18 protein-coding genes and 1 pseudogene are annotated in these 22,457 nt (G+C 70.4%); 6 read left to right on the top strand and 13 right to left on the bottom strand.

The window, feature by feature from the left end; translation table 11 throughout:
- Position 1: 1 nt before the first annotated feature.
- Both ACFYX3_RS24010 and ACFYX3_RS24005 read right to left on the bottom strand, forming a co-directional pair.
- Complete coding sequence (locus tag ACFYX3_RS24010; RefSeq protein ID WP_389016790.1) at positions 2-2,815, bottom strand: AAA family ATPase; 2,814 nt, start codon at positions 2,813-2,815, stop codon at positions 2-4.
- A gap of 55 nt (positions 2,816-2,870) precedes the next feature.
- Positions 2,871-3,305 carry a hypothetical protein gene (locus ACFYX3_RS24005; RefSeq protein ID WP_389016787.1) on the bottom strand — a complete coding sequence of 145 codons (435 nt, stop codon included), beginning with the start codon at positions 3,303-3,305 and terminating at the stop codon, positions 2,871-2,873.
- A 201-nt stretch (positions 3,306-3,506) separates the two neighbouring features.
- Between ACFYX3_RS24005 and ACFYX3_RS24000 the strand changes: the two genes are divergently transcribed.
- Positions 3,507-4,082, top strand: coding sequence for a TetR/AcrR family transcriptional regulator (locus ACFYX3_RS24000; protein ID WP_389016784.1), 576 nt, complete (start codon positions 3,507-3,509; stop codon positions 4,080-4,082).
- 119 nt (positions 4,083-4,201) lie between these two features.
- On the opposite strand, the gene ACFYX3_RS23995 is transcribed toward ACFYX3_RS24000, so the two are convergent.
- Positions 4,202-5,122 carry an alpha/beta hydrolase gene (locus ACFYX3_RS23995; RefSeq protein WP_389016781.1) on the bottom strand — a complete coding sequence of 307 codons (921 nt, stop codon included), beginning with the start codon at positions 5,120-5,122 and terminating at the stop codon, positions 4,202-4,204.
- 238 nt (positions 5,123-5,360) lie between these two features.
- On the opposite strand from ACFYX3_RS23995, the gene ACFYX3_RS23990 reads away from it, so the two are divergent.
- The gene (locus tag ACFYX3_RS23990) at positions 5,361-5,756 is read left to right on the top strand and encodes a DUF3152 domain-containing protein (protein ID WP_389016778.1); all 396 of its coding nucleotides are present in this window, start codon (positions 5,361-5,363) and stop codon (positions 5,754-5,756) included.
- Between the two features lie 157 nt (positions 5,757-5,913).
- On the opposite strand, the gene ACFYX3_RS23985 is transcribed toward ACFYX3_RS23990, so the two are convergent.
- The 4 genes from ACFYX3_RS23985 to ACFYX3_RS23970 form a co-directional block, all read right to left on the bottom strand.
- The gene (locus tag ACFYX3_RS23985) at positions 5,914-6,273 is read right to left on the bottom strand and encodes a cysteine hydrolase family protein (protein WP_389016775.1); all 360 of its coding nucleotides are present in this window, start codon (positions 6,271-6,273) and stop codon (positions 5,914-5,916) included.
- Complete coding sequence (locus ACFYX3_RS23980; RefSeq protein WP_389016772.1) at positions 6,270-6,473, bottom strand: isochorismatase family protein; 204 nt, start codon at positions 6,471-6,473, stop codon at positions 6,270-6,272. Before ACFYX3_RS23980 ends, ACFYX3_RS23985 begins: the two co-directional genes overlap by 4 nt.
- A 107-nt stretch (positions 6,474-6,580) precedes the next feature.
- The gene (locus ACFYX3_RS23975) at positions 6,581-8,854 is read right to left on the bottom strand and encodes a helix-turn-helix domain-containing protein (RefSeq protein ID WP_389016769.1); all 2,274 of its coding nucleotides are present in this window, start codon (positions 8,852-8,854) and stop codon (positions 6,581-6,583) included.
- Between the two features lie 724 nt (positions 8,855-9,578).
- Positions 9,579-10,049 (bottom strand): SsgA family sporulation/cell division regulator, encoded by a 471-nt coding sequence (locus tag ACFYX3_RS23970; RefSeq protein ID WP_389016766.1) that lies wholly within the window; start codon positions 10,047-10,049, stop codon positions 9,579-9,581.
- Positions 10,050-10,360: 311 nt separating this feature from the next.
- On the opposite strand from ACFYX3_RS23970, the gene ACFYX3_RS23965 reads away from it, so the two are divergent.
- A complete protein-coding gene (locus tag ACFYX3_RS23965; protein ID WP_389016763.1) occupies positions 10,361-11,164 on the top strand; it encodes an alpha/beta hydrolase in 804 nt (267 codons plus the stop codon).
- A gap of 8 nt (positions 11,165-11,172) precedes the next feature.
- Here ACFYX3_RS23965 and ACFYX3_RS23960 read toward each other — a convergent pair whose 3' ends face one another.
- Together ACFYX3_RS23960 and ACFYX3_RS23955 are read right to left on the bottom strand one after the other, a co-directional pair.
- Positions 11,173-13,923, bottom strand: a complete 2,751-nt coding sequence (locus tag ACFYX3_RS23960; RefSeq protein ID WP_389016760.1) for an AAA family ATPase — start codon at positions 13,921-13,923, stop codon at positions 11,173-11,175.
- A gap of 352 nt (positions 13,924-14,275) precedes the next feature.
- Positions 14,276-14,764 (bottom strand): TetR/AcrR family transcriptional regulator, encoded by a 489-nt coding sequence (locus ACFYX3_RS23955; protein WP_389017476.1) that lies wholly within the window; start codon positions 14,762-14,764, stop codon positions 14,276-14,278.
- A gap of 171 nt (positions 14,765-14,935) precedes the next feature.
- Between ACFYX3_RS23955 and ACFYX3_RS23950 the strand changes: the two genes are divergently transcribed.
- The 3 genes from ACFYX3_RS23950 to ACFYX3_RS23940 all read left to right on the top strand — a co-directional run bounded on the left by ACFYX3_RS23950 (position 14,936) and on the right by ACFYX3_RS23940 (position 18,916).
- A complete protein-coding gene (locus ACFYX3_RS23950; protein ID WP_389016757.1) occupies positions 14,936-16,474 on the top strand; it encodes an MDR family MFS transporter in 1,539 nt (512 codons plus the stop codon).
- Positions 16,475-16,522: 48 nt separating this feature from the next.
- Entirely contained in the window at positions 16,523-17,965 is a 1,443-nt protein-coding gene (locus ACFYX3_RS23945) for an aldehyde dehydrogenase (protein WP_389016754.1), read from the top strand.
- Positions 17,966-18,115: 150 nt separating this feature from the next.
- Entirely contained in the window at positions 18,116-18,916 is an 801-nt protein-coding gene (locus tag ACFYX3_RS23940) for an SDR family NAD(P)-dependent oxidoreductase (RefSeq protein ID WP_389016751.1), read from the top strand.
- On the opposite strand, the gene ACFYX3_RS23935 is transcribed toward ACFYX3_RS23940, so the two are convergent.
- The 4 genes and pseudogenes from ACFYX3_RS23935 to ACFYX3_RS23920 all read right to left on the bottom strand — a co-directional run.
- Entirely contained in the window at positions 18,850-19,587 is a 738-nt protein-coding gene (locus tag ACFYX3_RS23935) for a TetR family transcriptional regulator (RefSeq protein WP_389016748.1), read from the bottom strand. The genes ACFYX3_RS23940 and ACFYX3_RS23935 overlap by 67 nt on opposite strands.
- A 189-nt stretch (positions 19,588-19,776) precedes the next feature.
- Positions 19,777-20,013: a hypothetical protein gene (locus ACFYX3_RS23930; RefSeq protein ID WP_389016745.1), complete on the bottom strand. Its 237-nt coding sequence runs from the start codon at positions 20,011-20,013 to the stop codon at positions 19,777-19,779.
- Between the two features lie 284 nt (positions 20,014-20,297).
- Positions 20,298-22,076 carry a dolichyl-phosphate-mannose--protein mannosyltransferase gene (locus ACFYX3_RS23925; protein ID WP_389016742.1) on the bottom strand — a complete coding sequence of 593 codons (1,779 nt, stop codon included), beginning with the start codon at positions 22,074-22,076 and terminating at the stop codon, positions 20,298-20,300.
- 142 nt (positions 22,077-22,218) lie between these two features.
- Positions 22,219-22,299, bottom strand: a pseudogene (locus tag ACFYX3_RS23920) (SigE family RNA polymerase sigma factor); the annotation flags it as partial.
- Between the last annotated feature and the right edge of the window lie 158 nt (positions 22,300-22,457).

Genomic DNA, 22,457 nt, shown 5'->3' with positions numbered 1-22,457 from the left:
CTCACTCCGCCTCGGCGCCGAGCCGCGCCGCGAGCCCCGCCCGGGACGCGACGCCCAGCTTGGGGAAGATCTGGTACAGGTGCGAGGCGACCGTGCGGGGGGACAGCCGCAACTGCTCGGCGATGGCCCGGTTGGACAGACCACGAGCGGCCAGACGTGCGGTGGTCAGCTGCTGCGGGGACAGCACCTGGGCGACGTCGTCCCCGACGGTGTCCGCGCCCTCCCCGGCGGACTGAACCGGTGTCGTATGCCCCGTCGCCCTCAGCTCGGAGGCTGCCTGGTCCGCGCGCGATCGCACCCCCAGAGCCCGGAAGACGGACTCGGCCGTGGCCAGTGGTGTGCGTGACGTGGTGACCTGGCGCCGGCGCCTGAGCCAGGCTCCGTAGCCGAACAGGGCCATGCCGTGCAGCAGCGGCCACGTCTCGACCCCGGGGCCCAGCGCCCGCAGATAGCGGCTCTCCGCCTCCTCGTCGGGTGCGATGACCGCCTCGGCGTATGCCAGCATCCGCTCCACCAGGGGCGGGCATCCCGAATCCGTCAGGGACGCGAGGCGCTTGACGACGGACCTCGCGTCCTCCGTCTCCCCGGCGGGAAACGCGGCCTCGGCCAGGAAGACGACCGCCCAGAAATCCTCGTAGGCGTACGGCCCCGCCGGCTCGGCGAACAGCGCGCGCAGCCGGGCGTAGGCCTCGGCGTACCGGCCGGTGCCGGAGGCCGTGAGGGCACGGGCGAGCGAGGCGAGATGCAACTGCCGGTTCAGTCCGGTGCGCAGGGAGTACTCCTCGACCTCTGCGGCACACGCGAGCGCCTGCTCGTGGTCGCCCTGCAGTGCCAGGACGACGGCTCTGGCACCGGTGGCCCGGGCCACCCATTCGGGCTGCCCTGTCTGCTCGGCGACGGTCCTGCCCTCCTCGGTGAGGGCGTGCACCGTGTCCCACTGGCTGCCGAGCCAGATCTGGCCCATCGCCCGCGGGACGATGGCCTGCGGCAGCCGTCCGTACCGGCCGTCGGCACGGAGTGCCGCCTCCGCTTTCACGTAGAGCGGGGCCGCCCGGTCGAGGTCGTTGGTGAGGTGGGCGACCTGGGCGATCAGGTTCGCCTCGTCCTCCTCTCTGAGCCCGGGAACGGGGTGCGGTTCCGGTGGCCGAAGGGCCGACAGGGGGTCGGTCAGCGCCATGACGGAGAGGTCGAGCACGTCGCTCGGCCCGGACCGCAGACTCTCGAACGCCTGCCGGACGGTGCGCCGCTCCCCGAGCCCGGTCTGTTGCCACCAGCAGCGCCGCGCCGCCGCGTACAGGAGCTTCTGGGCGAGCACAGGGTCCTGCTGGGACACGGCGCGTGCCGCCTCGCACAGCTCCGCGATCCGCTCCCGGCCGACCACGGTGTTGCCCGGAATCAGGTCGTGCACCCACAGCTGCAGAGCACGCCCGAGGGCGCCGAGGGCCGCCGTGTCGATCTGCTGGCCTAGGCGCAGCGACTGGTCCACCAGCCCGCGGTCGACGGCCAGTTCGGCGGCGCGCAACAGCCGGTTCGCCTGGAGCTCGGGGTCCGGGGAGAGACGGGACGCGCTCTCCAGGGCGGCCAGGGCCACAAGCAGGTCGGTGCCCGAGCAGGGGCCGTCGGCCAGGACCTCCAGCTGCTGGGCCAGTTCCTCGTCGGGGCCCGCCGTGCACCGGGCTGTGTGCCAGGCCGCGTGCGGGGCACTGGTGAGGCTCCGTCCCAGCACCGAATGGGCGGCCATGCGCCGGGACGCCGGCTCCAGGTACAGGATCGCGGGTCGGACCAACGGCTGAGGGAAGAGCAGGCGTCGACACTCGCCCGTGGTCTCGCCGTCCTCGGTCACGAGACCCCGGGCGACCGACTCGGTGAGCCCGGTGCGCGCGTCGTGGCCGCTGCCCAGCAGCAGGCTGCTCGCGTCCAGGATGTCCCGTGCGACAGGAGAGGCGCTGAGCGCCGCGACGAGCAGGACCGTCCGGGCCGGCTCCGACAAATCCCGCAGGTCCTCCGCGTACGACTCGGCGAGACGCGAGGTCGCCGACAGCATGCCGAAGCCGGCCGCGTCGCCGAGCGGGCCGCTGCCCAGGGAGAGTTCCGTGAGGGCCAGCGGGTTTCCCCTGGCCAGGGAGAGGACGAGCTGCGCCTCCGTGTACCCGGTGGTCCGCCCCGCGCGGACCAGGAGGGCACGGGCCGGGGGATCGGGCAGGTCGTCGAGTGTCGCGGTGAGCAGATCCGGAGCCGACAGGGACGCGGATGCCGCGCGCTCTGTGACGATCATGCTCACACGTGAGGTCGCGCAGAGCGAGGCCATGGCGCTCAGGGCGCCGCGGCTCACGGTGTCGAGCCGGTCGAGGTCGTCGATGCACAGCAGAACCGGTCCTGGTGCTGTGACCAGCAGTTTCAGCGCGGCGGCCGCAAGGTCCGCCGGTTCCGGAGCGGTCGGACCGCCGCCGAACGCAGAGTCCAGGACGGCCCGTTCCGCGGCCGGCAGTCTGTCCGCCCGGACCAGTTCGGGGCGGAGCAGGCCGTGAAGTGCGGAGTTCGGCAGACTCCGTTCGGAAGGGGCCCACGTCGCTGACAGCACACGTATGCCCCGGTGCTCGGCGGATGCCGCGGCGTAACGTATGAGCGCGGATTTCCCCGTGCCCGCGGCGCCGCTCAGGTGGAGCACACGTCCCTGGTGCGCCAGGTCCGTCAGAAGGGTCTCCACCAACTGCTTCTCGTGCTCGCGGCCGAGCAGCACGGCCCCGTCGGAATCGGACCGGCACGAAACCGTGCCGTCCGGACTCCGGCCGTCCGTGCTGCTGTACGTGCTCACTTCGTGTCCTCCAACGCTTCCTCGACCGGCAGCGGATACCTCCAGGTGGACATGATCATCTATAGGGCTGCTGGTCCGAGGGGCCGTGCCCTGTGCCGACGGCGGCGTAGAGGTCACGGATGCTGACTCCGGCGCCGAACTTGAGACGGCAGATGACCCAGTCGATCGGGTCGCACTCCCGGGTGTCGGGCAGCTCCACGACGACGGGGACACTGAAGGCCCGCGTCGCCCGGGAGTGCCGCCATGCTCCGCCGGCGTGCCGGGTGAGGATCTCGCCCACGTAGCAGCCGAAGGCCACGAGGGACTCGGCCATGTCCGCATCGGTGACACCCTCGGCCCGGAAGCCGTCGACGATGTCCTCCACCAGAACGATGCTCTCCGGACTGTAGTCCAGTTCCGCACCGCTGATGTCGGCCGCGGCCGCGACGATGGCAGCGGCGTGCCGGGGCGCGTTGCCCGGCTCCAGCGGGGGGTTCAGGTGCACCTGCATTTTGGTCCTCGGGCTGTTGCCGTCAATGCCGTCGAGGCTAACCGCACAAACCCCGATCCGACATGCCCCCTGCCCGTATCGATACGGAACCAGGTCGAAGGCCTTCCGGATTGCAGTCGATCGACTCATGCTCACCCGTGAGCGCCCTGCCAGAGTCGGGCTGACGAGTACATGTGTGACGGCCGAGGAAGGGATCCCGCAGTGGCACGCCCCCGCGAGTTCGACACCGAAGTGGCCGTGGATCAGGCCATGCACCTGTTCTGGGAGCATGGCTACCACGCCACGCCGATGCCACGACTGACGGCGCGGCTCGGCATCGGCACGGGCAGCCTCTACGCCGCGTTCGGCTCGAAGGACGGCCTGTACGCGCGTGCTCTCGAACGGTACTGCGACGGTCTGGTCGCGGCGCTCGACCGGGACGTCCGGCGCGGCCCCGACGTCCGTAAGGCACTGCACGGACTCTTGATGGCGATGGTCGACGCCGACGCGGCGGACCCGGAGCGCGGTTGCCTGCTGGTCAGCGCCACCACCGAGCGCTCGGCCCACGAGGGCACGAGCGAACGGGTGAGGACGGCGATGACGGAGGTGGAGACGGTGCTGACCGCGGTGCTCCGCGTGGCGCGGGACCGGGGAGAATTACGGGGCGAGCAACGCCCGGAAGAACTGGCCCGTTTCCTCACGGCATTCATCCAGGGCATTCGTGTCATGGGCCAGGCGCGAGTCGGCCGGGAGTTCCTGGAATCAGCCGTCGCCGGGGCGCTGAAGGCGCTGGACTGAGACCCGCCGCCTTTCCGTCGTATAGCGGATCCACGGTCCCTTCGGTCCCTGCGCGATCCGGCAGTTCCGACGGTTCCGACGGGCAAACGACTGATCCGCATGTCGTGGGACGGGGCTGTTCACTTGGTGAGGTGCTCGGTGAAGTACTCGGTGAGCTTGTCGACGGCGGGGTCGATGTACTGCTTCTTGTCGTAGAGGTCGACGTGGCTGGCGCCCTTGATCCAGTGGATCTCCTTGGGGCCGGTGGCCCGCTGGTGGGCCTCGACGGCCATCCAGGCGGTGACGGCACGCTCTCCGATGATCTGCAGGAGAGGTCGGTCGCCGATCAGCGGGATGGCGTGGAAGACGTCGCTGGAGGCCATTCGGTCGATGCTCTCCCAGGCGAGGAACTTGGCGGAGCGCTCGTGCTCGCCGCGCGGGGTGCAGTAGTACTCGAATCCCTCGATGCCGTGCTGCCCGCCGAGGGCGCCGGCCTGCTCGGCGGTCTGGGGGAACATCGCCATCACACCGGGGTCCTCCCCACGCGCGGCGGTGCTGCGCGCCTGGGCGGCGGCGGCCAGCAGGGTCTGGAAGACGACCGGGTCCTGGGCGCCGTCGGCACCGAAGCGGAACTGGCGGGCGGGTTCGGCGGTGGAGACGGTGGCCACGGCCCTGACACGGTGGTCGCCGGCCGTGGCGGCCAGGGAATAGCCGCCGGAGGCGCAGATGCCCAGCAGGCCGATCCGACCGGGGTCGACCTCCTCGCGGGTGGTGAGGTAGGAGACGGCGGCCTTGAAGTCCTCCACGCGCTGCGCGGGGTCTTCCAGACCACGCGGCAGACCGCCGGACTCGCCCTGGTAGGCGGCGTCGAAGGCGAGCGTCACGAAACCACGCTCGGCCATCAACTGCGCGTACGTGCCCGACGTCTGCTCCTTCACCCCGGTACCGGGGTGGCCGACCACGAGCGCCGGCCACGGGACCGACGCGGGGGTGTCGGGGGTGTACAGATGCGCGGCGATCTCGATACCGGCACTGACGAAACTCGCACGGGTCCTGCTCATGAGAACACTCCTGGAAACGATGGTGGTGAATCGGTCGGCCCTGACAGTTCCGTCGGGCACATCACCACCATCCGCCCTTCCGCCCGTACGCGGGAGAGACAGGTTTCTGCCTGGGAAGGATCCGTCCCCCTCACTGTCCGAGCGGCCGAGGGCAGATCTTCGTCCTGACCGTGCTGCTCCTCGGGGGCGGCACGCTGGGAGCCCAGTACGTGTTGCGGCCCGGCGCTTCAAGGTGCGGGTGGAGGAAGGGATCGGCCTGTCGGCCGGCAGGGCGGCGCGCGAGGTGTACGAGATCCTCGCGGACCGCAGGTCCTGGACGGCCGACGGTCACAACGGCTTCGAGCTCGTGTCCAGCGGCAACCGGGACTTCGTGGTCGTCATCGCTTCTCCCGCGACAGTGGACCGGATCTGCGGTGCGGCAGGGCTTCAGACGCGCGGCGAGGTCAACTGTGATGTCGGCCACCGCATCGGGCACGACCACGAGGGGTGCCCGGGCCCCGGCAGGCCGGCGCCGGCGATGATGCAGCAGATCGACGGACTGAACGACTGCAAGCCCCACGCATGGCCCTACGACACGCGCGGGAGGTATCTCGGTGACCCCAGGGTGTCCGGGGCTGCCAACGGCTCCTCCTGACGCCTGCGTCCGGCAGCGCCGCGATCACGTCCGGGGCGAGCGCCGAGCGACAGGCCACCACCCGCTCCACGGCGTCGATCGGAATACTGCGGACTGGCTCGTCGGGGTGCTTCCCGGCGGCGTCGACGAGCTCCACCGCGTCGTCGGTGCACCGAAGTCAGCTCGCCACGGCGAGCGCGGCCAGAACCAACTTCGTCGGGCCCGTTTCGGCGATCAGCGGGTAGACCTTCGTGAGCGTGTGATCGTGGGCTGCCCCGTCGACGTCGGTGACGGCGTCGGTCGCGACCGTGACGCTGTAGCCCAGCTCGTGGGCGTCGCGGACGGTGGATTCCACACTGCTGCTGGTGGTGATGCCGCTGACGACGACCTGCGTGACGTCGCGGTCTCGCAGCCACTCGTCCAGGCCGGTCCGGGTGAAGGCGCTGCGCGCGTGCTTGGTCACGAGGTGATCGTTTTCCGTGGCACCCAACTCGGCGAGCAGCTCGGACCACTCCGGCGGAAGCTCGGGGAAGATCACTCCCAGGTCGTTGCGCCCGGCGGGGCCCCGGCGACGTTCACGAGGACGACGGGCAGGCGACGGCGGCGGAAAGCCGCGAGCAACTCGGCGTTGCGGGCCAGCACCTCTTCGGCAGAGTGCGCGAGAGGCAGCCCGACGACGCCCTTCTGAAGATCGACGACGACGAGGGCGCTCCTCCGGTCCATGGCGGTGATGGACATGTCTCTCCTTGGCGAATCCGGCTGATCAGGGGGAATCGCGTCGATCAGGCATACATGACCCCCTTGCGCACGTATCGAACGTAACACGTGTGTGGCGACGTGTTCGGTCAGCCTGCCGCGCCGGGGTCTCCCAGGTCGTGGACGACGACTGGGACGGACAGGGCGTGTGCCTTGGCCCGAATCTCCGCGGAGCGCACCACCTTGAGAGCCTCCAGCAGATCGGCCGCCCGGGTCCAATCGGCCCGCGCGCCCTCGGTGTCCCCGAGATCCGCCCGGGCAGCCGCGAGATGATCCAGCAACAGGGCGTGGCTGTAGTCGTCGTGGACCGCGGAGTAGAGCGCGGCGGCCGTTTCGTAGGCATCGATCGCAGCCCGAGGTTCGCCCAGTCCGTGCTGGGCGAACCCGATGGTGTCCCAGGCGCCGGCCTCAAGACGATCATCGCCGAGCTCCCGCAGCGTGGCGATCGCCCGCTCACTGATGGCGATGGCCTCTCTGTGCTCGTTGACGAGGGCGAGCGAGTAGCCCACGTCCACCTGTGACCGTGCGATCTCCTTGGGCAGTTCCAAGGTCCGGTAGAGGTCCAGCGAGTTGCGCGCGTGTCGCAGGGAGTCGTCGAACCGGCCCTGCTGGTCGCGCAGCCAGCCCAGATTCCGTTCGGCCCGGGCGCGTGCCGAGGTGGGAACGCGATCGAGCTGCCGCAGCACCAGGTCGGCCGGCTCGTCGACCTCGTCCGGGTACCCGGCTTCGATCAGCGCGCGTGTCTGGTTCAGGCAACTGCGCACGATGGCGCTCGGGTCGTCGAGAGCCAGGGCTGCGTCCAACGCGATGCGGGTGACAGCGATCTCCTCGGTCCAATGCCCCATCACGGAGTTGTAACTCACCCATTCCTCGGTGAGGCCGATGAGGCGGCGCAGCAGCCGTCGATCGGTCGTGCGGCGCAAGACGGCCGACTCGGTCGCTTCCTCCTGACGGAACCAGTCGAGCGCCTCTTCACGGTCTTCGAACTCCAGCTGCACGACCCCGGAGGCAGCGGTGCCGGCCTCATCGGAGGGCAGCCGCGACACGTATCGGTTGGCGGTGTGGGCGTTGTGGCGGAGGTAGTCCAACAAACGGATCTCGGCGCCGAGGCGGTCGTCGCCCTCGCTCTCGGCAAGTTCGGAGGCGTACGCGCGTACCAGGTCGTGGAGCACGTAAAAGCCCTCTCCGTTACGCGAGAGGAGGCTCCCTGAAGTCAGCTCCCGCAAGTGCCGCCAGGCTTCTGACAGCCCTACCCCCGCCAGGGATGCCGCTGCCTCCGCGGACATGGCAGGGGCGGGATGGAGGGCCAGGGCGCGGAAGAAGCGCGCGGCCGCGTCGGACAGCGTTCGGTACGACCAGGAGAAGACGGCACGGACGTCGCCCGGGTGAGCATCGGACACCAAGGCGTCCAGCCGGGGACGGATCTCCCTCAATTTCCGGACGGCTCCCCGCAACGACGTACTTGGGTCGGCTGCCAACCGCGCGCCGACCACGGCGATGGCCAACGGCAGATACCCGCACAGGTCGACGATCTCGGCGGCGGCCTCCGGTTCGGCCTGGCACCGGTCGCCACCGATCCGGGCGGCCAGCGCCGCCAGCGCCTCCTCCCGGGACCATACGTCGAGACTGATCAGGGAAGCGCCCTCAGTGGCGGACAGAGCGGACATGCGGCTACGTGACGTGACGATGGTCAGACACCCGGCGGAGGCGGGCAGCAGTGGCCGCGCGTGCTCGGAGTCGAGGGCGTTGTCCAGGACGACGACCAGGCGACGGCCGACCGTCTGTTCCCGGAACAGCGCGGCACGCTCCTCCGTGCCGCGCGGAATCTCTTCCGTGGGCACACCGAGATCCCTGAGGAAGCCTCCCAGCGCGTCCCCGGCGTCGACGGGCCGGCCGGCCCCCTCGAACCCGCGCAGGTTCACGTACAACTGCCCGTCGGGAAACCGGTCCGCGACCCGATGCGCCCAGTGCACCGCAAGAGCCGTCTTGCCGACCCCCGCCATCCCGCTGATCGCGGCGACGACGGCGTGCCGTCCCACCGAGGAGACCTGCTCGGTGAGGGCGAGAGCGGCTGTCATCGCTGCTTCACGAGCCCTGAACACGGCCGGATCAGGCGGCAACCGCCGGGGCACATCGGTGCCCCGCCGCTTCGACGCCCGCACGAGATCCGCCCGCTCGCTCTGGTCCAGCCCCAGAGCGTCCATGAGTTCGGCCAGCGTCCCCTGCCGTGGCAGGCTCTTGCCCCGCTCCATGTCGCTGATGGCCCGAACACTCACACCCGAGGCCTCCGCCAGGCCCTCCAAGGTGAGCAGCGAGCGCAGGCGTGCCGTGCGCAGGAGCTCGCCGAATTCCGTCTCGCTCACTTTCCCCCCGGCTGAGTCCCGCCGCACCGTTGAGGTAGCCGCCACCCCTCAGAATGTTCTGCAACCTACCAGTTCTGGATCGCGCGTTCCTCAAAACGGTGAGGCACCTCTACCCAGTGCTCTGAACTGCAAGGATTGCCGAAAGGTCCTCCACGATGGTCCCTGCTGCGGTTGTCCCCTCGGCACGGGACGTCATGTGTTCACATGCGCCATGGTCGACTCTCGTCCTTGCGTGTGCCGGCCCACGTGATCGGCGCAAACTGCAGAGCGATCGGTCTGCCCTACGGAAGGAATCCCTCTGATCGGCAGGCGAGTTCTCCTGCGCACCAGCGGCGTCGCGGCGGTCGGCGCACTCGGTGTCACCGCCCTGCCGCCCTCCCGCGCGGTCGCGCGGCGTCTCATCCGTCCGGCACCCAGGGCCCGGGCAATCCCGACCCGACCGCGGACGTCACCCGCACCCTGCTCCAGAGCGCCCGTCGCCCGCCGAGGGCCGGGAGGCCGTACAGACTCTGGTGCAGATCCCCCGGCACAAGGAGTCGGGTCGGCACAGCCATCCCGGCGTCGAGGTCGGATGCATCATCCGAGGTGACGTCCTCATGGAGTTCGACGACAGGCCGCCCCTGCGGCTGCGCACGGAAGACCCGTCTGCGTGAGGTCTTCCCGTCCGAAGTGGTCACCGTGTCGTCCGCGGCGGGTCCGGCCGGTCGGCCTCATGGCGTCGTGATCAGTCGGAGCGTGGCCCGGAACTCCGGAGGAGGTCCGCGGCGGCGACGGCCCAGTCGATCGTGGCGAGCTCCTGACCGGCGGGCACGAGGGCATAGGTGTGCTCCAGCCACTCCGTCAGCGGAGGCACGGGTACCTCGAAAAGGGCCGCCGTGTCCTTGGAGGTCAGCTGAAGCCATGCGGTGGGCCGGTCCACGGACTGCGACGGCCGTACCCGTACGTCACCGAAGCCACTCGCCGAGCGAAGTCCCTGCCGCAGGAGGTCGCGGCCGATCCGCCACAGCACACGCGGGCCGCCCTGGACGAGGAACTCCACGCACACGGCCAGAGGGTCCTCCGGGACGAACCGGAACTCCGCCCTGATGGGCTGCCGGGTGGAGACGTCCAACACGCGCTCGACGTCCAGGACCAGCTCAAGGCGGCCCTTCGGGACCGCTCGGCGGACCTGTACCCCTGGTCGGTCACCGCTCATGATGTGTGGATCCCTCTCTGCGACGGAAGCTGACCGGGCCCACCCTCGTCCGCGCAGGAGCGCCGTGTGTAAGTAATGTGACCGTCGACGTTCGCCGACTTCGACGACGGTCGGGCAGTGAGGGAGCCTGCCGACCGGACCGCTGTCCGTATCCGCGCGCTTTGTCCGCAGCGGTCTTCCCCTGGTGATCGGGCGCCGTTGACGATCGACATTGAGTCATTCGACTGTCGCCTCCGATCCGCGCCGGAACGATCCTGAAACCGTCGTCGGCGTTCCGGTGCCGGCTGATCGTCATGCTCGGAGGGCCATCCGTGAACCACACTCCCGTCGTCTTCATCCACGGCGCCTGGTTGGACACGCGCTCCTGGGAGCTCTGGGCGGAGCGCTTCGCCGGCCGGGGGTTCCTCGCGTTCACACCGGGCTGGCCGGGGGAGGGCACCTCCGCGGAGTCGCGCACGTCGTCAGTGACGCGCGCGGGCATCAGCCTGGACGGGCTGATCGCCCACTACGCGGAGATCGTGCGGTCCTTTGAAGTTTCGCCGGTGATCATCGGCCACTCGGTGGGCGGCCTGGTCGCGCAGCACCTCATCGGAGCCGATATGGGCCGCGCGGCGGTGGCGATCGCACCTGCTCCGATCAATGAGATTCCAGTCCCCGACTCCTCGGCCCGGTTGTGGACTCCCGGCCGGGCAGGCGCTGCCGACCGGTTGGTGGCCCTGTCTCCGGAGCGGTTCCACCGATACTTCGCGAACACGGTCGCGGCAGAGGAGTCGTACCGGCTCTTCGAGCGCTACGTCGGGCCGGCGCCCCACCGTCTGGCCGCCGAACTCGGGCCTGCGGGCGGGGCGTGCGGCCCGCGTGCCGTGGTGAACGTCGGCAACGCGAACCGCGGCCCTCTCCTGCTGATCTCAGGGCAGGAGGACCGGCTGGTGCCCGACGCCGTCACGCGCGCGGTGTACAAGGCGTACGGCGACTCGCGAGCCGGGACCGACCTGAAGCAGTTCGCGGACCGCGGCCACTCCCTGGTCATCGACAACGGATGGAGGTTCGTCGCCGACTACGTGCTCGGCTGGCTGCAGATGCGGGGCATCCGAGCCCACCCAGTGGTGGGCTGAACGCCGAGTCACACGTTCTGGTCGTCGGGCAGCCTGCCCAGGGCATCACGCAGGGCGGCGCGGGCGGTGATGCCGAGCTTGGGGAACACGCGGTACAGGTGTGAGCTGACGGTGCGTGGCGACAGGTGCATGCGCTCGCCGATTTCCTTGTTGGTCAGGCCGCTGGCGGCGAGGTCCGCGATCCGGCGCTCCTGCCAGGTCAGCGGGGTGAGGGGCGCCGAGGACGTGAGGGTGGGGCTGCCGGTGGCGCGGAGTTCGGCCCGGGCGCGTTCGGTCCAGGTGGCTGCTCCGAGCCGCTCGAAGGTCTCCGCTGCCAGGGTCAGCGGCCGTCGTGCTGCCTTGCGTCCGTGGGTGTGGCGCTGACGGGTGCCGCGCGCGAGTCGGATGCGGGCGAGCTCGAAGGGGAAGTCGGCACCGGCGGGATGGGCTTCGGCGCGGTCGTACAGGGCGTCGGCTTCGGTGGGGTCGGTGGCGGTCATGGCGAGGGCGCCGTAGGTGATGAGAGCGAGGCGGGGAGAGACGTCGGGGAGGCCCGCCGCCTGAGCGGCGAGGGCGTGTTTGCGTGCTTGTTCGGCGCGGCCGGTGTGGAGGGCCGCTTCGACCAGATCGAGGAGGGTACGGGAGGCCTGGTGAGCGTAAGGGGCGAAGGAGCCGGGGGAAGTGAGGCCGATGGCATGGAGGTACGCGGCTTCGTAGTCGCCTTCGGAGAGCGCGGCGGCGGTGCCGATGGCGTCGGCGATCTGCGTGAGGAATCCGACGCCGCGGGGACGGGCCCAGGCGTCGACCACGGCCTGCAGTTCCCGGGCCTCGTCGACCCGGCCGCGCAGGGCGGCCAACAAGCCCACATAGGCATGGGTGTTGTAAATGAGCAGACCGTGCCCGTGCGCTGTCGTGAGTTCCAGGCAATGCCGGCCGGTCAGCTCGGCCTCGTCCCACTCGCCGACCGCGATCTGGTCGAGCATGATCAGATGCAGCATGGTCATGACGTCGCCCACGGCCCCCGTCTCCAGCTCGCGGTCCGCAGCGCGCTGCAGCAGCGGCCGGTACTGGCTGAGGGTGTCCACGTGGTAGGAGGCGGCACCGAGCCGCGTGATGTCCCACGGTTCCAGGTGGAGGCCGGCGTAGGCCCGTTCCACCCGCTCCCGCACACCAGCGCCGCGACGCACCACGTCGCCCCAGGCGTCCTGGTAGATGCGTGAGTACGAGTGCACCAGATCGCCCAGTGAGTCGAGCAGCTCGTGAGTCCGTTCCCACCAGACCTCGTCACTCGCGTACTGGTTGATGGCCAGCAGCAGGTCGACCAAGCGGGTGAGCACCTCGTCCGGTTCCCGCAGCCCGCTGTCGCGCATGCTCTCGATCGCCGCGAAGACCTGCCGCTGCGCGGACCGGATGTCCCCACCCTCGAAGAACGCGACATAGCCCGACGCGACCACCGAGTCCGGGGAGGCGTCGGTACCCGAGCGGAGCAACTGCTGCGCGTGCTCCAGCATGCCGGAGTGCCCGGCGATGTACGCCGCGCTGCCCAGCCTCCTGGACCTTCCCTCGCGGCTCTCGCTCAGCTCCGCGGCGCGGGTCAGCCACGTGATGGCGGCCAGTGCGCCGCCACGACGGGTCGCGGAGTCGGCCGCCGCCTCCAGGACGGCCGCGACCTCCTCGTCCGGGTCGACCGTCGAGGCCGCCAGGTGAGTGGCCCGCCGCTCGATGTCGTCGCGGTGCACCTGGGCGAGGGCCGCGTGAGCGGCACGCCGCTCGTTGGGCGTCGCCATCTGGACCACGGTCGAACGCACCAGCGGATGCCGGAACACGAAGTCGCCGCTCAACGCGTCGATCTCCAGCAGGCCGGCGGTCACCGCCTCGTGGGCGTCCAGCATGCGGTAGCGGGCGCTCCCCGTGGGGCCGGTCGCCGTGCCGGCACCGACGCCGTCCAGAGCGCCGTGCAGCAGCGTGGTGCGGACGTCGTCGCCGAGAGCTTCGATCCGTGCGCCGTACACCTGCTGGAGACGCTGGGGGAGCGGGATGCCGGCGTAACCGAACAGTTCCTCGGGCGTGTGCCCCGTCCGGTTGCCGCGCACGTACGACGGCAGTTCCAGCAGGGCCAACGGGTTGCCCTGGGCCTCGTCCAGAATCAGACTGCGGATCCGGGAGTCCAGCTCCGGGTGGTGCATGTCCAGCAGTTGTCCCGAGGCCGTTCCCGACAGCGTGGTCACGGCCAGTTCCGGAACCGCGGCGGTGTCGAAGCCCGACGGCACGCCGGAACGCAGGGCGACGACGAGCTTCACCGAGCTGCCGGTGAGCCGGCGGCCCACGAATCCGCACACCTCGGTGCTGGAGGTGTCGAACCACTGGCCGTCGTCGAGTACCAGCAGCAGGGGCTTCTGCGACGCCACGAGGGAGAGGAGGTCGAGGACGGCGATGCCGAGGGTCATGACCGAGGGAGGCGAGCTTTCGCCCCGGCCGAAGACGACGTCGAACGCCTTTCGGTGGCCGTCGTCGAGCCGGTCGATGTAGGAGAGCAGCGGGTACAGGAACTGGTGCAGGCCGGCGAACGGCAGTTCCGTCTCGGCCTCGACCCCGGCAGCCCTGATCACTCGGTGCTTCTCGTCCACGGCGAGGCCGACGACGTGGTCCAGCAGGGCGCTCTTGCCCACGCCTGCGTCGCCGCGCAGGAGGAGGGCTTGGCCTCCGACGGCCGCCACGAGTTCGGACAGCACCGCCTGCTCGTGTTCGCGGCCGACCATCGACCCGTCGATCGACTTCATCGTCCCCTACATCCTTCCCCGTTGAACCGGCCCGGCTTGAACGCCTCGCGGTTTACGCGCACGGATCCGGCCATACGCGACGGGGAGGGAACGTCGTCGTTCTCCCCTCGCCGTGGGACGGCTGCCCCCTCGGCCGGCTCCGTTCGTACGCTCCGTGCCGTCTCCTCCACCGCGGCCGTGCCCGTGGCGTCCCGCCACCCTGCGAGCCGCCGGGAGGCAACACTAGATGTCCCCGAGGAGCTCCGTCACCTGGTATGGCCGAAAATGTTCTTGATGTACGGCCGCTTCCTATGGCGTTCGCCGGCGGCGATACGTGGAGACATGTGTTTCTCGATCGAGAGCCGTCATGGTGTCAGGGCGCTCCGGTTCCGTGCAGAAACGTGTCGACGACGACGTCGGCCGCCTGGCCGGGGCTCAGCTCGGGGCTCTGCCGGGACACCAGGTGCATGAGCTGGGGCAGCAGTGCGCTTGCCCATCCTTCGGGAAGGCCGGGACGGAGCAGTCCTTCATCGGTGGCGCGTTCGAGAAAGGCGTCGACGTCGCGGACGGCGGCGTCCCGGCGTGCGTGGACGGTGTCGTCGGCGAGCATGCGCGTGAGGTCGACCGGCCAGGTGCGGTTGACGGTGATGATGTTCTCGACGTAGCGGTGCAGGGCGACGGCGACGGGTGCCTCGCGGAGCCGTGCGTCCTCGATGGCCTCTTCGATGGCCGTCAGGCGGGCTTTGTAGATGGCGGCGAGGAGGGCCTCGCGGGAGTCGAAGCGCCGGTAGACGGTGCTTCGGTCCACGCCCGCCTCGGCGGCGATGGCCGCCATGCTCGCGCCGGGGTCGGCGGCGAGCATCCGTGCTCCGGTGGTCAGGACGGCTTCCAGATTGCGTGCTGCATCGGCTCTCACCGCCCCGAGTCTAGCCAGGAAATGTGGAGCCTGATCCAGCTATAGCCACTGGCGTGTGGAGAAGTGCCCATCAAGTGCTACATTGATGTGGCAGATACTTCAAGAAGGGCAACTCTGATGTTGAAGTCGTCATCGTCCTCGTCCCCCCGGGCAGGTGGGGTGGCCGCCGCCATGAGTGCGTTGGTCCTCGCGGTTCTCCTGGCGGCCCTCGACCAGACGATCGTGTCCACGGCACTGCCCCGGATGGCCCAGGACCTGAACGGGTTCGACGACATCGCATGGGTCAGCGCCGCCTACCTCCTCGCGTCGACGGCGGTCACACCGCTGTGGGGAAAGCTCGGCGACATGTTCGGTCGCAAGCGCCTCTACCTGACCGCGACCACGGTCTTCCTGGTCGCGTCGGTGGCCTGCGGCCTGGCGCAGAACCTGCCCGAGCTGATCGGAGCCCGGGTGCTCCAGGGCGTGGGTGGCGGCGGCATGATCGTGCTGACCTTCGCCCTGGTCGGCGACATCGTCGCCCCGGCCGAACGAGGCCGCTACCAGGCGATGTTCGGTTCGGTCTACGGCGTCGCCAGCATCGTCGGCCCCCTGCTGGGCGGTGTCTTCACCGACCAGCTGTCCTGGCGGTGGGCCTTCCTGATCAACCTGCCCATCGGCGCGGTCGCCCTGGTCGTCGCCGCGCGGGCGCTACCCGCCGGGGCCAAGGGAGCCAGGGCCCGCATCGACTGGCCGGGCGCCACCGTCCTGGCAGCGATCGCGACCGGCATGGTCCTGATCACCTCGTTCGGTGAACGCTGGGGCTGGGGTTCGCCGGCCATCGTCGGCCTCGTCCTCGCCACCGTCGCGCTGGCGGCGCTGCTGGTGCCCGTCGAGCGCCGCGCGGCGGCCCCGGTCCTGCCGTTGAACATGCTCGCCTCCCGGACCGTGGTCTTCTCCTCGCTCATCGGGTTCTTCGCCAACGCCGCGATGTTCGCCGTCCTGGTCTACCTGCCGACCTACCTCCAGATCGTCCACGGCGTCTCGGCCACCCTGTCCGGCCTCCACATGCTGCCGCTGGTCGTCGGCCTGGTCATCAGCCAGTCACTGGCCGGACGCTGGGCCGCGCACATCGAGCGGCTGCGGGTGATCCTGCTCGCGGGTCTGGCCGCGAACCTCGCCGGGCTGCTCCTGCTGGGCACGATCGGGGCCGCCACCAGCACCCTCGCGCTGAGCGCCTGCTTCCTGGTCACCGGAGTCGGCATCGGCATGGTGCCCATGGTCGTGCTGACCACCGTCCAGAACAGCGTGCCCACCGCTGACCTCGGTGCCGCCAGCGCCGTGGTCACCTTCGCCCGCTCCATCGGCGCGGCCTTCGGCGTCGCCGTCTTCGGCACCCTGCTCAACAGCGGCTTCGCCGCCCGCACCAGCGACCTGCCGGCCACGGCAGGGTTCGACGCCACCCGCCCCGACACCATCGGCCGGCTTCCCGCCGCCCTGCGCGATACCGCACTGGACGGCTTCGCCCACGCCACGGCCGCCGGATATCTGTGGATCGCCCCCGCTCTCGCCGTCGGCATTCTCCTCGCCGCCCTCCTCAAGCCCGCCCGGAAGCCCGGGGCCGCGGTGAGCCCTCCTGCGACCCGGTCCGCCCCTGCCAAGGACACCGTCCAGGCCTGAACCACCGCACAGCACGCCACGACCGACCACCGGAAAGAGAGAAGACGCATGATCACCTACGACCGGCTTTTCATCGGAGGTTCCTGGGTGGAGCCGAGCAACCCGGAACTGCTGGACATCGCCTCGCCGCACGACAGGGCGGTGGTCGGTCGCGCCGCTCAGGCACGGCCGGCGGACGTCGACCGCGCGGTCGACGCGGCACGGGCGTCCTTCGAGACGGGCGAGTGGCGGCTGACCCCGCCTGCGGAGCGGATCGCCGTCCTGCGGCGGTTCAACGCGCTGCGCGAGGAGAACGGGGAGAAGATCGCGCACCTGATCTCGCTGGAGAACGGGTCGGCCGGATGGTTCACCCGCGCCGGACAGCCCGGTCTCACCCGGCAGGCGAACGCCTACCTCAAGGCGGCGGAGGAGTTCGCCTGGGAGGAGACGCCGGCGCCCTCCGACCCCGCGTCCCCGGTGCGCAGCGTGGTGCGCCGTGAGGCGGTCGGCGTGGTGGCCGCGGTGATCCCGTGGAACTCGCCGTTCTCGTCGGCCACTTCGAAGGTCATCCCCGCTCTGCTCGCAGGCAACTCCGTGGTCCTCAAGGTGTCCCCGGAGAACTCGCTGAGCATGGGCTTCCTCGCCGAGCTGCTGGAGCAGGTGGGCCTGCCCGAGGGCGTGATCAGCGTCCTCGCCGCGGACCGGGAGACCAGTGAGTACCTGGTCTCCCACGAGGAGGTCGACAAGATCGCCTTCACCGGCTCGACACGGGCCGGCCGCCGCATCGCCGCCATCGCGGGCGAGCAGCTCAAGCGCGTCAGCCTGGAGCTGGGCGGCAAGTCCGCCGCCGTCATCCTGCCGGACGCCGACGTCGACGAGGCCGTCGCGGGCCTGAAGTTCGGCTCCCTGCTCAACAACGGCGAGTCGTGCATCGCGCAGACCAGGATCCTGGCCCCCCGCAGCCGGTACGAGGAGGTCGTGACCGCGCTGAAGGACATGGTGGAGTCGCTGAAGGTCGGCCACCCGGACGACCCCGACACCTTCATCGGCCCGATGATCCGCCCCGACCAGCAGGAACGGGTGCGCACCTACATCCAGCTCGGCATCGACGAAGGCGCCCGCCTGGTCACCGGCGGTCCGCAGGTCCCCGAGGGCCTGGAGAAGGGCAACTACGTCACCCCCACCCTCTTCGCCGACGTCGACAACGCGATGCGCATCGCACAGGAGGAGGTCTTCGGACCCGTCCTGGTGGTCATCGCCTACGACGACGAGGACGACGCCGTCCGCATCGCCAACGACTCCGAGTACGGCCTCTCCGGCGGCGTCTGGTCCTCCGACGAGGAACACGCCCTGGCGGTCGCCTGCCGCATCCGCACCGGCACCGTCACCGTCAACGGCGCATCCGTCGCGTTCGACGGCCCGTTCGGCGGATTCAAGGCCAGCGGCATCGGCCGCGAGTACGGTGCGGTCGGCCTCGGCACCTACACCGAGTACAAGACGATCACCGTCTGACCTCCAGCCGGGGCTCCCTGGCCGGTAGTCCCACTGAGCGCCCCCCGGCTTGTCCCGACTCAGGAGAAGTCTACGGCTGCGTACTTGAGAGCCGCGGCACACTTTCCCGGCCGTCAGGAACGGCACGGGACGACAGAGAAAGAAGCAGGCATGAACCTCAATCTCACCGGAAAGCGCGCGCTCGTCACCGGCTCGAACTCCGGGCTCGGTGAGGCCACCGCGAAGCTGCTGGCGGCCGAGGGCGCGGCGATCGTGGTACACGGGCGGGACAAGGAACGTACGGAAAGGGTCGCGCGGGACATTCGTGATGCCGGTGGGATCGTCACCACGGTGGTGGGCGACCTGGCCGACGACGAGGCCGCCGCCGACGTTGCCCGAGCGGCGACTTCGGAGGGACCCGTCGACATCCTCGTCAACAACGCCGGCTTCTACCGACACCTGTCGTGGGCCGAAGCGAGCCCGGACGAATGGCGGGACACCTACAACATCAACGTCGTCTCGGGTGTCCGGATGATCCAGCACCTGGTCCCGGCGATGCGGGAGCGTGGCTGGGGGAGGGTGGTCACGATCGGCGGCGGCCTCGCCTCCCAGCCGATGAACACCCACCCGCAGTACAACGCCACTCTGGCGGCCCGGCACAATCTCGCCGTGTCCCTGGCCCGAGAACTGAAGGGCACCGGCGTCACCTCCAACGTGGTGTCACCCGGAGCCATCCTGGTCGAGGCCACCAAGGAACTCGTCACGGAGATCGGCCCTGCCCGAGGCTGGGGCGACACCTGGGAAGAGATCCAGCCCAACGCCGTCCACGCGCTCATCCCCAACGACCAGGAACGGTTCGGCGAGCCGGACGAGATCGCAGCAGCGGTGGCGTACCTGTGCAGCGACTACGCCCAGTACGTCAGCGGAGCCACCATCCGCGTGGACGGCGGGCTCATCCGATCCGCGTTCTGAGCCGGACGCGGACGGCACGCCGCCACTGGGCCCTGGAAAACGGCGGGCTGCCCGGCAGCGCCGTCCGGGGCGGTGGGCACGGGCGCGGACGTGGCACCGGCCTCGCGGATGACCGGGCGGAGCGTGTCGGCGAGGAGGTCCGTCAGGCGTTCGTCGTCGGCCGAAGCAAGAGCGGTGGTGCCGACGACGCTGCGAAGCAACCACGTACCGGCGACCAGCGCGAGTGCGAGCTGAGCACGAACGCCCGCGTCGGAACCCTCGAGCAGCCCGGCGAGCCGAGCCCCCACGTGGGCCTCGACACCCTGCCGGACGATGTCCGTCGCCTCCGGGTCCGATGCCGAGCCCAGCAACAGCAGGAACGGGTCGAGCCGTTCGGCGTCGGGCGCCGTGCGCTCGGCGAGCGTATGGGCGATGGAGTGCGCCAGAGCGGGGAGTTCGTCGCCGACGACGGTCGGCGGGCCGAAGGAACGGTCGACGGCCTGGGGGAACAGGCCCTCTTTCGAACCGAAACAGCGGTTGATCGTCATCGCTGTGGCACTCGCCCGCTCGGCGATCTGCCGCACTCCGGCCCGGGCGTACCCGTCCTCGGTGAACTCGACGACCGCGGCGGTGAGGATCGCCTCGCGTGTCGCGGCGCCGTCGCGTCTGCGGGCGGGATGTGCGGCACTCATGAGGACGAGCAGACGGGGGCCACTCGACCGTCGACGTGCGCTGCACGCCCGGCCGACGGCCACGCAGGGCCGCCGGGCTCGAACGACGGAAACAGTCCGCCAAGCCCTCGACGGCGACGGGGGTCGTCCGAAGGGACGACCCCCGTATCCAGTGGATGTCCAGGCCGGAGGAGCGGCCGACGAGAGGCTCTACTCGTCGGAGCACCGCGTTGTCGGCGGCACCGGGAAGTCCGTACTGGACGCCGGCTCCTCGTCGGCCTCGAAATCGGCCCTCAGGCGGTCGAGCTTGACGCCGATGCGCCGCTGGGCGTCGCTGCCCAGAACGACCCAGTGGGGCAACTCCGGGGCGCTGACGGCCTGTTGGATCGCCTCGGCGGCCCGCTCCGGGTCCCCGGGGAACATCTCCGGCGTCAGGTTGCTCATCATGGCGCGCGAACTTGCCCGCACCTGGTGGTACGGCGCCTACCGCCGCCCTGCCACACCCTAGGCGAGCCGGTCGGCCGCGGCCCCCACGACCTGGTCGAGGGCCGTCCTGGCTTCGCCGCGCGGCAGTGTTCCCAGGCGGCGGCGTGCCTCGTTCGCCTCGTCGCGGGCTCGGGCACGTGCCGCTTCGAGGGAGGCAGCGTTGTGCCGCCTTGCGGCTGGGGTCCGAGCCAGGACTCCGGGTCCTCGTCCGCGTTCGGGACACCACGACGAAACCGGCCCCGGCCTCAGATCCAGGTGTCGAGCCACATCCTGGCGTGCCAGTCGGCGTACGGGATCGTCCGGCCGGTGTAGATCGGGAAGAGATAGATGAAGTTCCAGGCGACGAGCAGGATCAGCCCGCCCGCGACGATCGAGCTGTACGCACGACGTCTGCGGGTCACCCCGGGCGGCCCCAGCAGGGCTCCCAGTGCCATGGTGACGGCCAGGCACAGGTAGGGCACGAAGACGACCGCGTAGAAGGAGAAGATGGTGCGGTCCTGGTAGAGGAACCACGGCAGGTAGCCGGCCGCCGCCGCGCACAGGATCGCACCGGCGCGCCAGTCCCGGCGCCATGCCCACCGGTAGAGCAGGTACACGAGTGCGCAGCATGCCGACCACCACAGCACCGGAGTGCCGAGGGCGAGGACGGCCTGTGAGCAGGCGCCCGCCGTGTGGCAGCCTTCGGTGCCCGAGCTCGGCGACGTGTAGGAGAACAGCACAGGGCGGCCGAGGACCAGCCAGCTCCACGGGTTCGACTCGTACGGATGGGGAGTGTGCAGTCCCACGTTGAACCGGTACACCCCGTACTCGTAGTGCCAAAGGCTGCGGAGCGGTGCCGGAATCCACGACCAGGTCCCGCCACGCCCGTCGGCCCAGTGACGTCCGTAGCCGTCGTCGGACAGGAACCAGCCGGTCCACGCCACCGCATACGTCACGGCGGCGACGAGGGCCAGGGACAGCACCGACCAGCCGAGGTCCTTGCGCAGCACCGCACGGTAAGGGCGGTACCCGCCCGCCACCCGTCGCGCGCCGACGTCCCACAGCAGGCTGAGGAGCACGAAGAAGGCCAGGTAGTACAGGCCGTTCCACTTGGTCGAGGCTGCCAGTCCCAGGAAGAGGCCCGCCGCGAGCCGCCAGGGACGCACACCCGTTCCCGCATGGTCACCGACGGGACCGTACGGGCGTGTGCGGCCGTCCTCGTCGGGAGGGAGCGCGGCCGCGAGCCTCGCACGAGTGCGGTCCCGGTCGATGAGCAGACATCCGAACGATGCCAGAACGAAGAACATGACGATGAGGTCGAGCAGCGCGGTCCGGCTCATGACGTAGTGCAGACCGTCCAGTGCCATCAGGAGGCCTGCCACACAGCCCAGCAGCGTCGAACGGAACAACCGGCGGCCTGTGCGGCACAGCATCAGGACCGACAGCGTGCCGAGGGCCGCTGTCATGAAGCGCCAGCCCAAGGGGTCGAGGCCGAACACCCACTCGCCGAGGGCTATCACCCACTTGCCCGTCGGAGGATGTGCGACGAACGCCCCGGTCTCGGAGAGGGGGATCACCTGAGGATCGGCCAGGATCTGCGGGTCGGTGGTCTCACGGTCGGGCCAGTCGCTCTCGTAGCCGAGCCGCAGCAGGGACCAGGCGTCCTTGGCGTAATACGTCTCGTCGAAGACGACAGCGCGCGGGCTGCCCAGTTGCCAGAAGCGAAGCAGCCCCGCGAGGAGCGCCACCAGGACCGGTCCGCCCCAGGCCGACAAGCGCGCCGCCCGGACCGCCGCGCTCGGCGAACACCCCAGCGTGCGCCAGATCCATGTACGGGGCGCCGGAAACGGCGCGACCAAGCGATCACGGACGGACGCGTGAGGGCGCTCGACATGTCCGAAGTCCCGCAGTCGCCGCTCCCAGGGCACGGGCTGACGGCCTGTGGCAGTCAGCCTTCCGCCGGCGCTTCCCAGCGAATTCTCATCGGTCACGTGACGGACTCTCCACTGACGGCCTCGGCAGAGACATGCCGAGGCGGGGTTCATGGGCCGAAGGCCCGTTCTCAGCGAAAGCGTTCGGGAGAACTAGCAGTACGACTCCGAGTCCCGCGAGGACGAGCACGGAGCAGGTGACAGACCGCACCGTCCCGGCCCGCCGCCCGCATCGCACCGCAGCCCGCAGACGGCCGCGGTCGCGGTCCCCGGCGGTGAGCAGCCGAGCCAGGTGAAGCAATGCCGACCACCGGGTCGCCACGAACCGATGGAACTCCTCGGTCCGCGACTGCGCAGGCACGTGTCGGGGGGGGCCCCCGGGGGCACCCCCCCCCCGCCCCCCCCCCCGGCCCCCCCCCCCGCCCCCCGGGGGGCCCCGCGGGGCGGCGCCCCACGTCCCGGGGGGGGGGGGGGGGGGCGGCCCCGGGGCGCCCC

This window comes from Streptomyces sp. NPDC002463 (assembly GCF_042889835.1).
Classification (GTDB): domain Bacteria; phylum Actinomycetota; class Actinomycetes; order Streptomycetales; family Streptomycetaceae; genus Streptomyces; species Streptomyces nymphaeiformis.
This window is presented reverse-complemented; position numbering and strand designations above follow the sequence as displayed.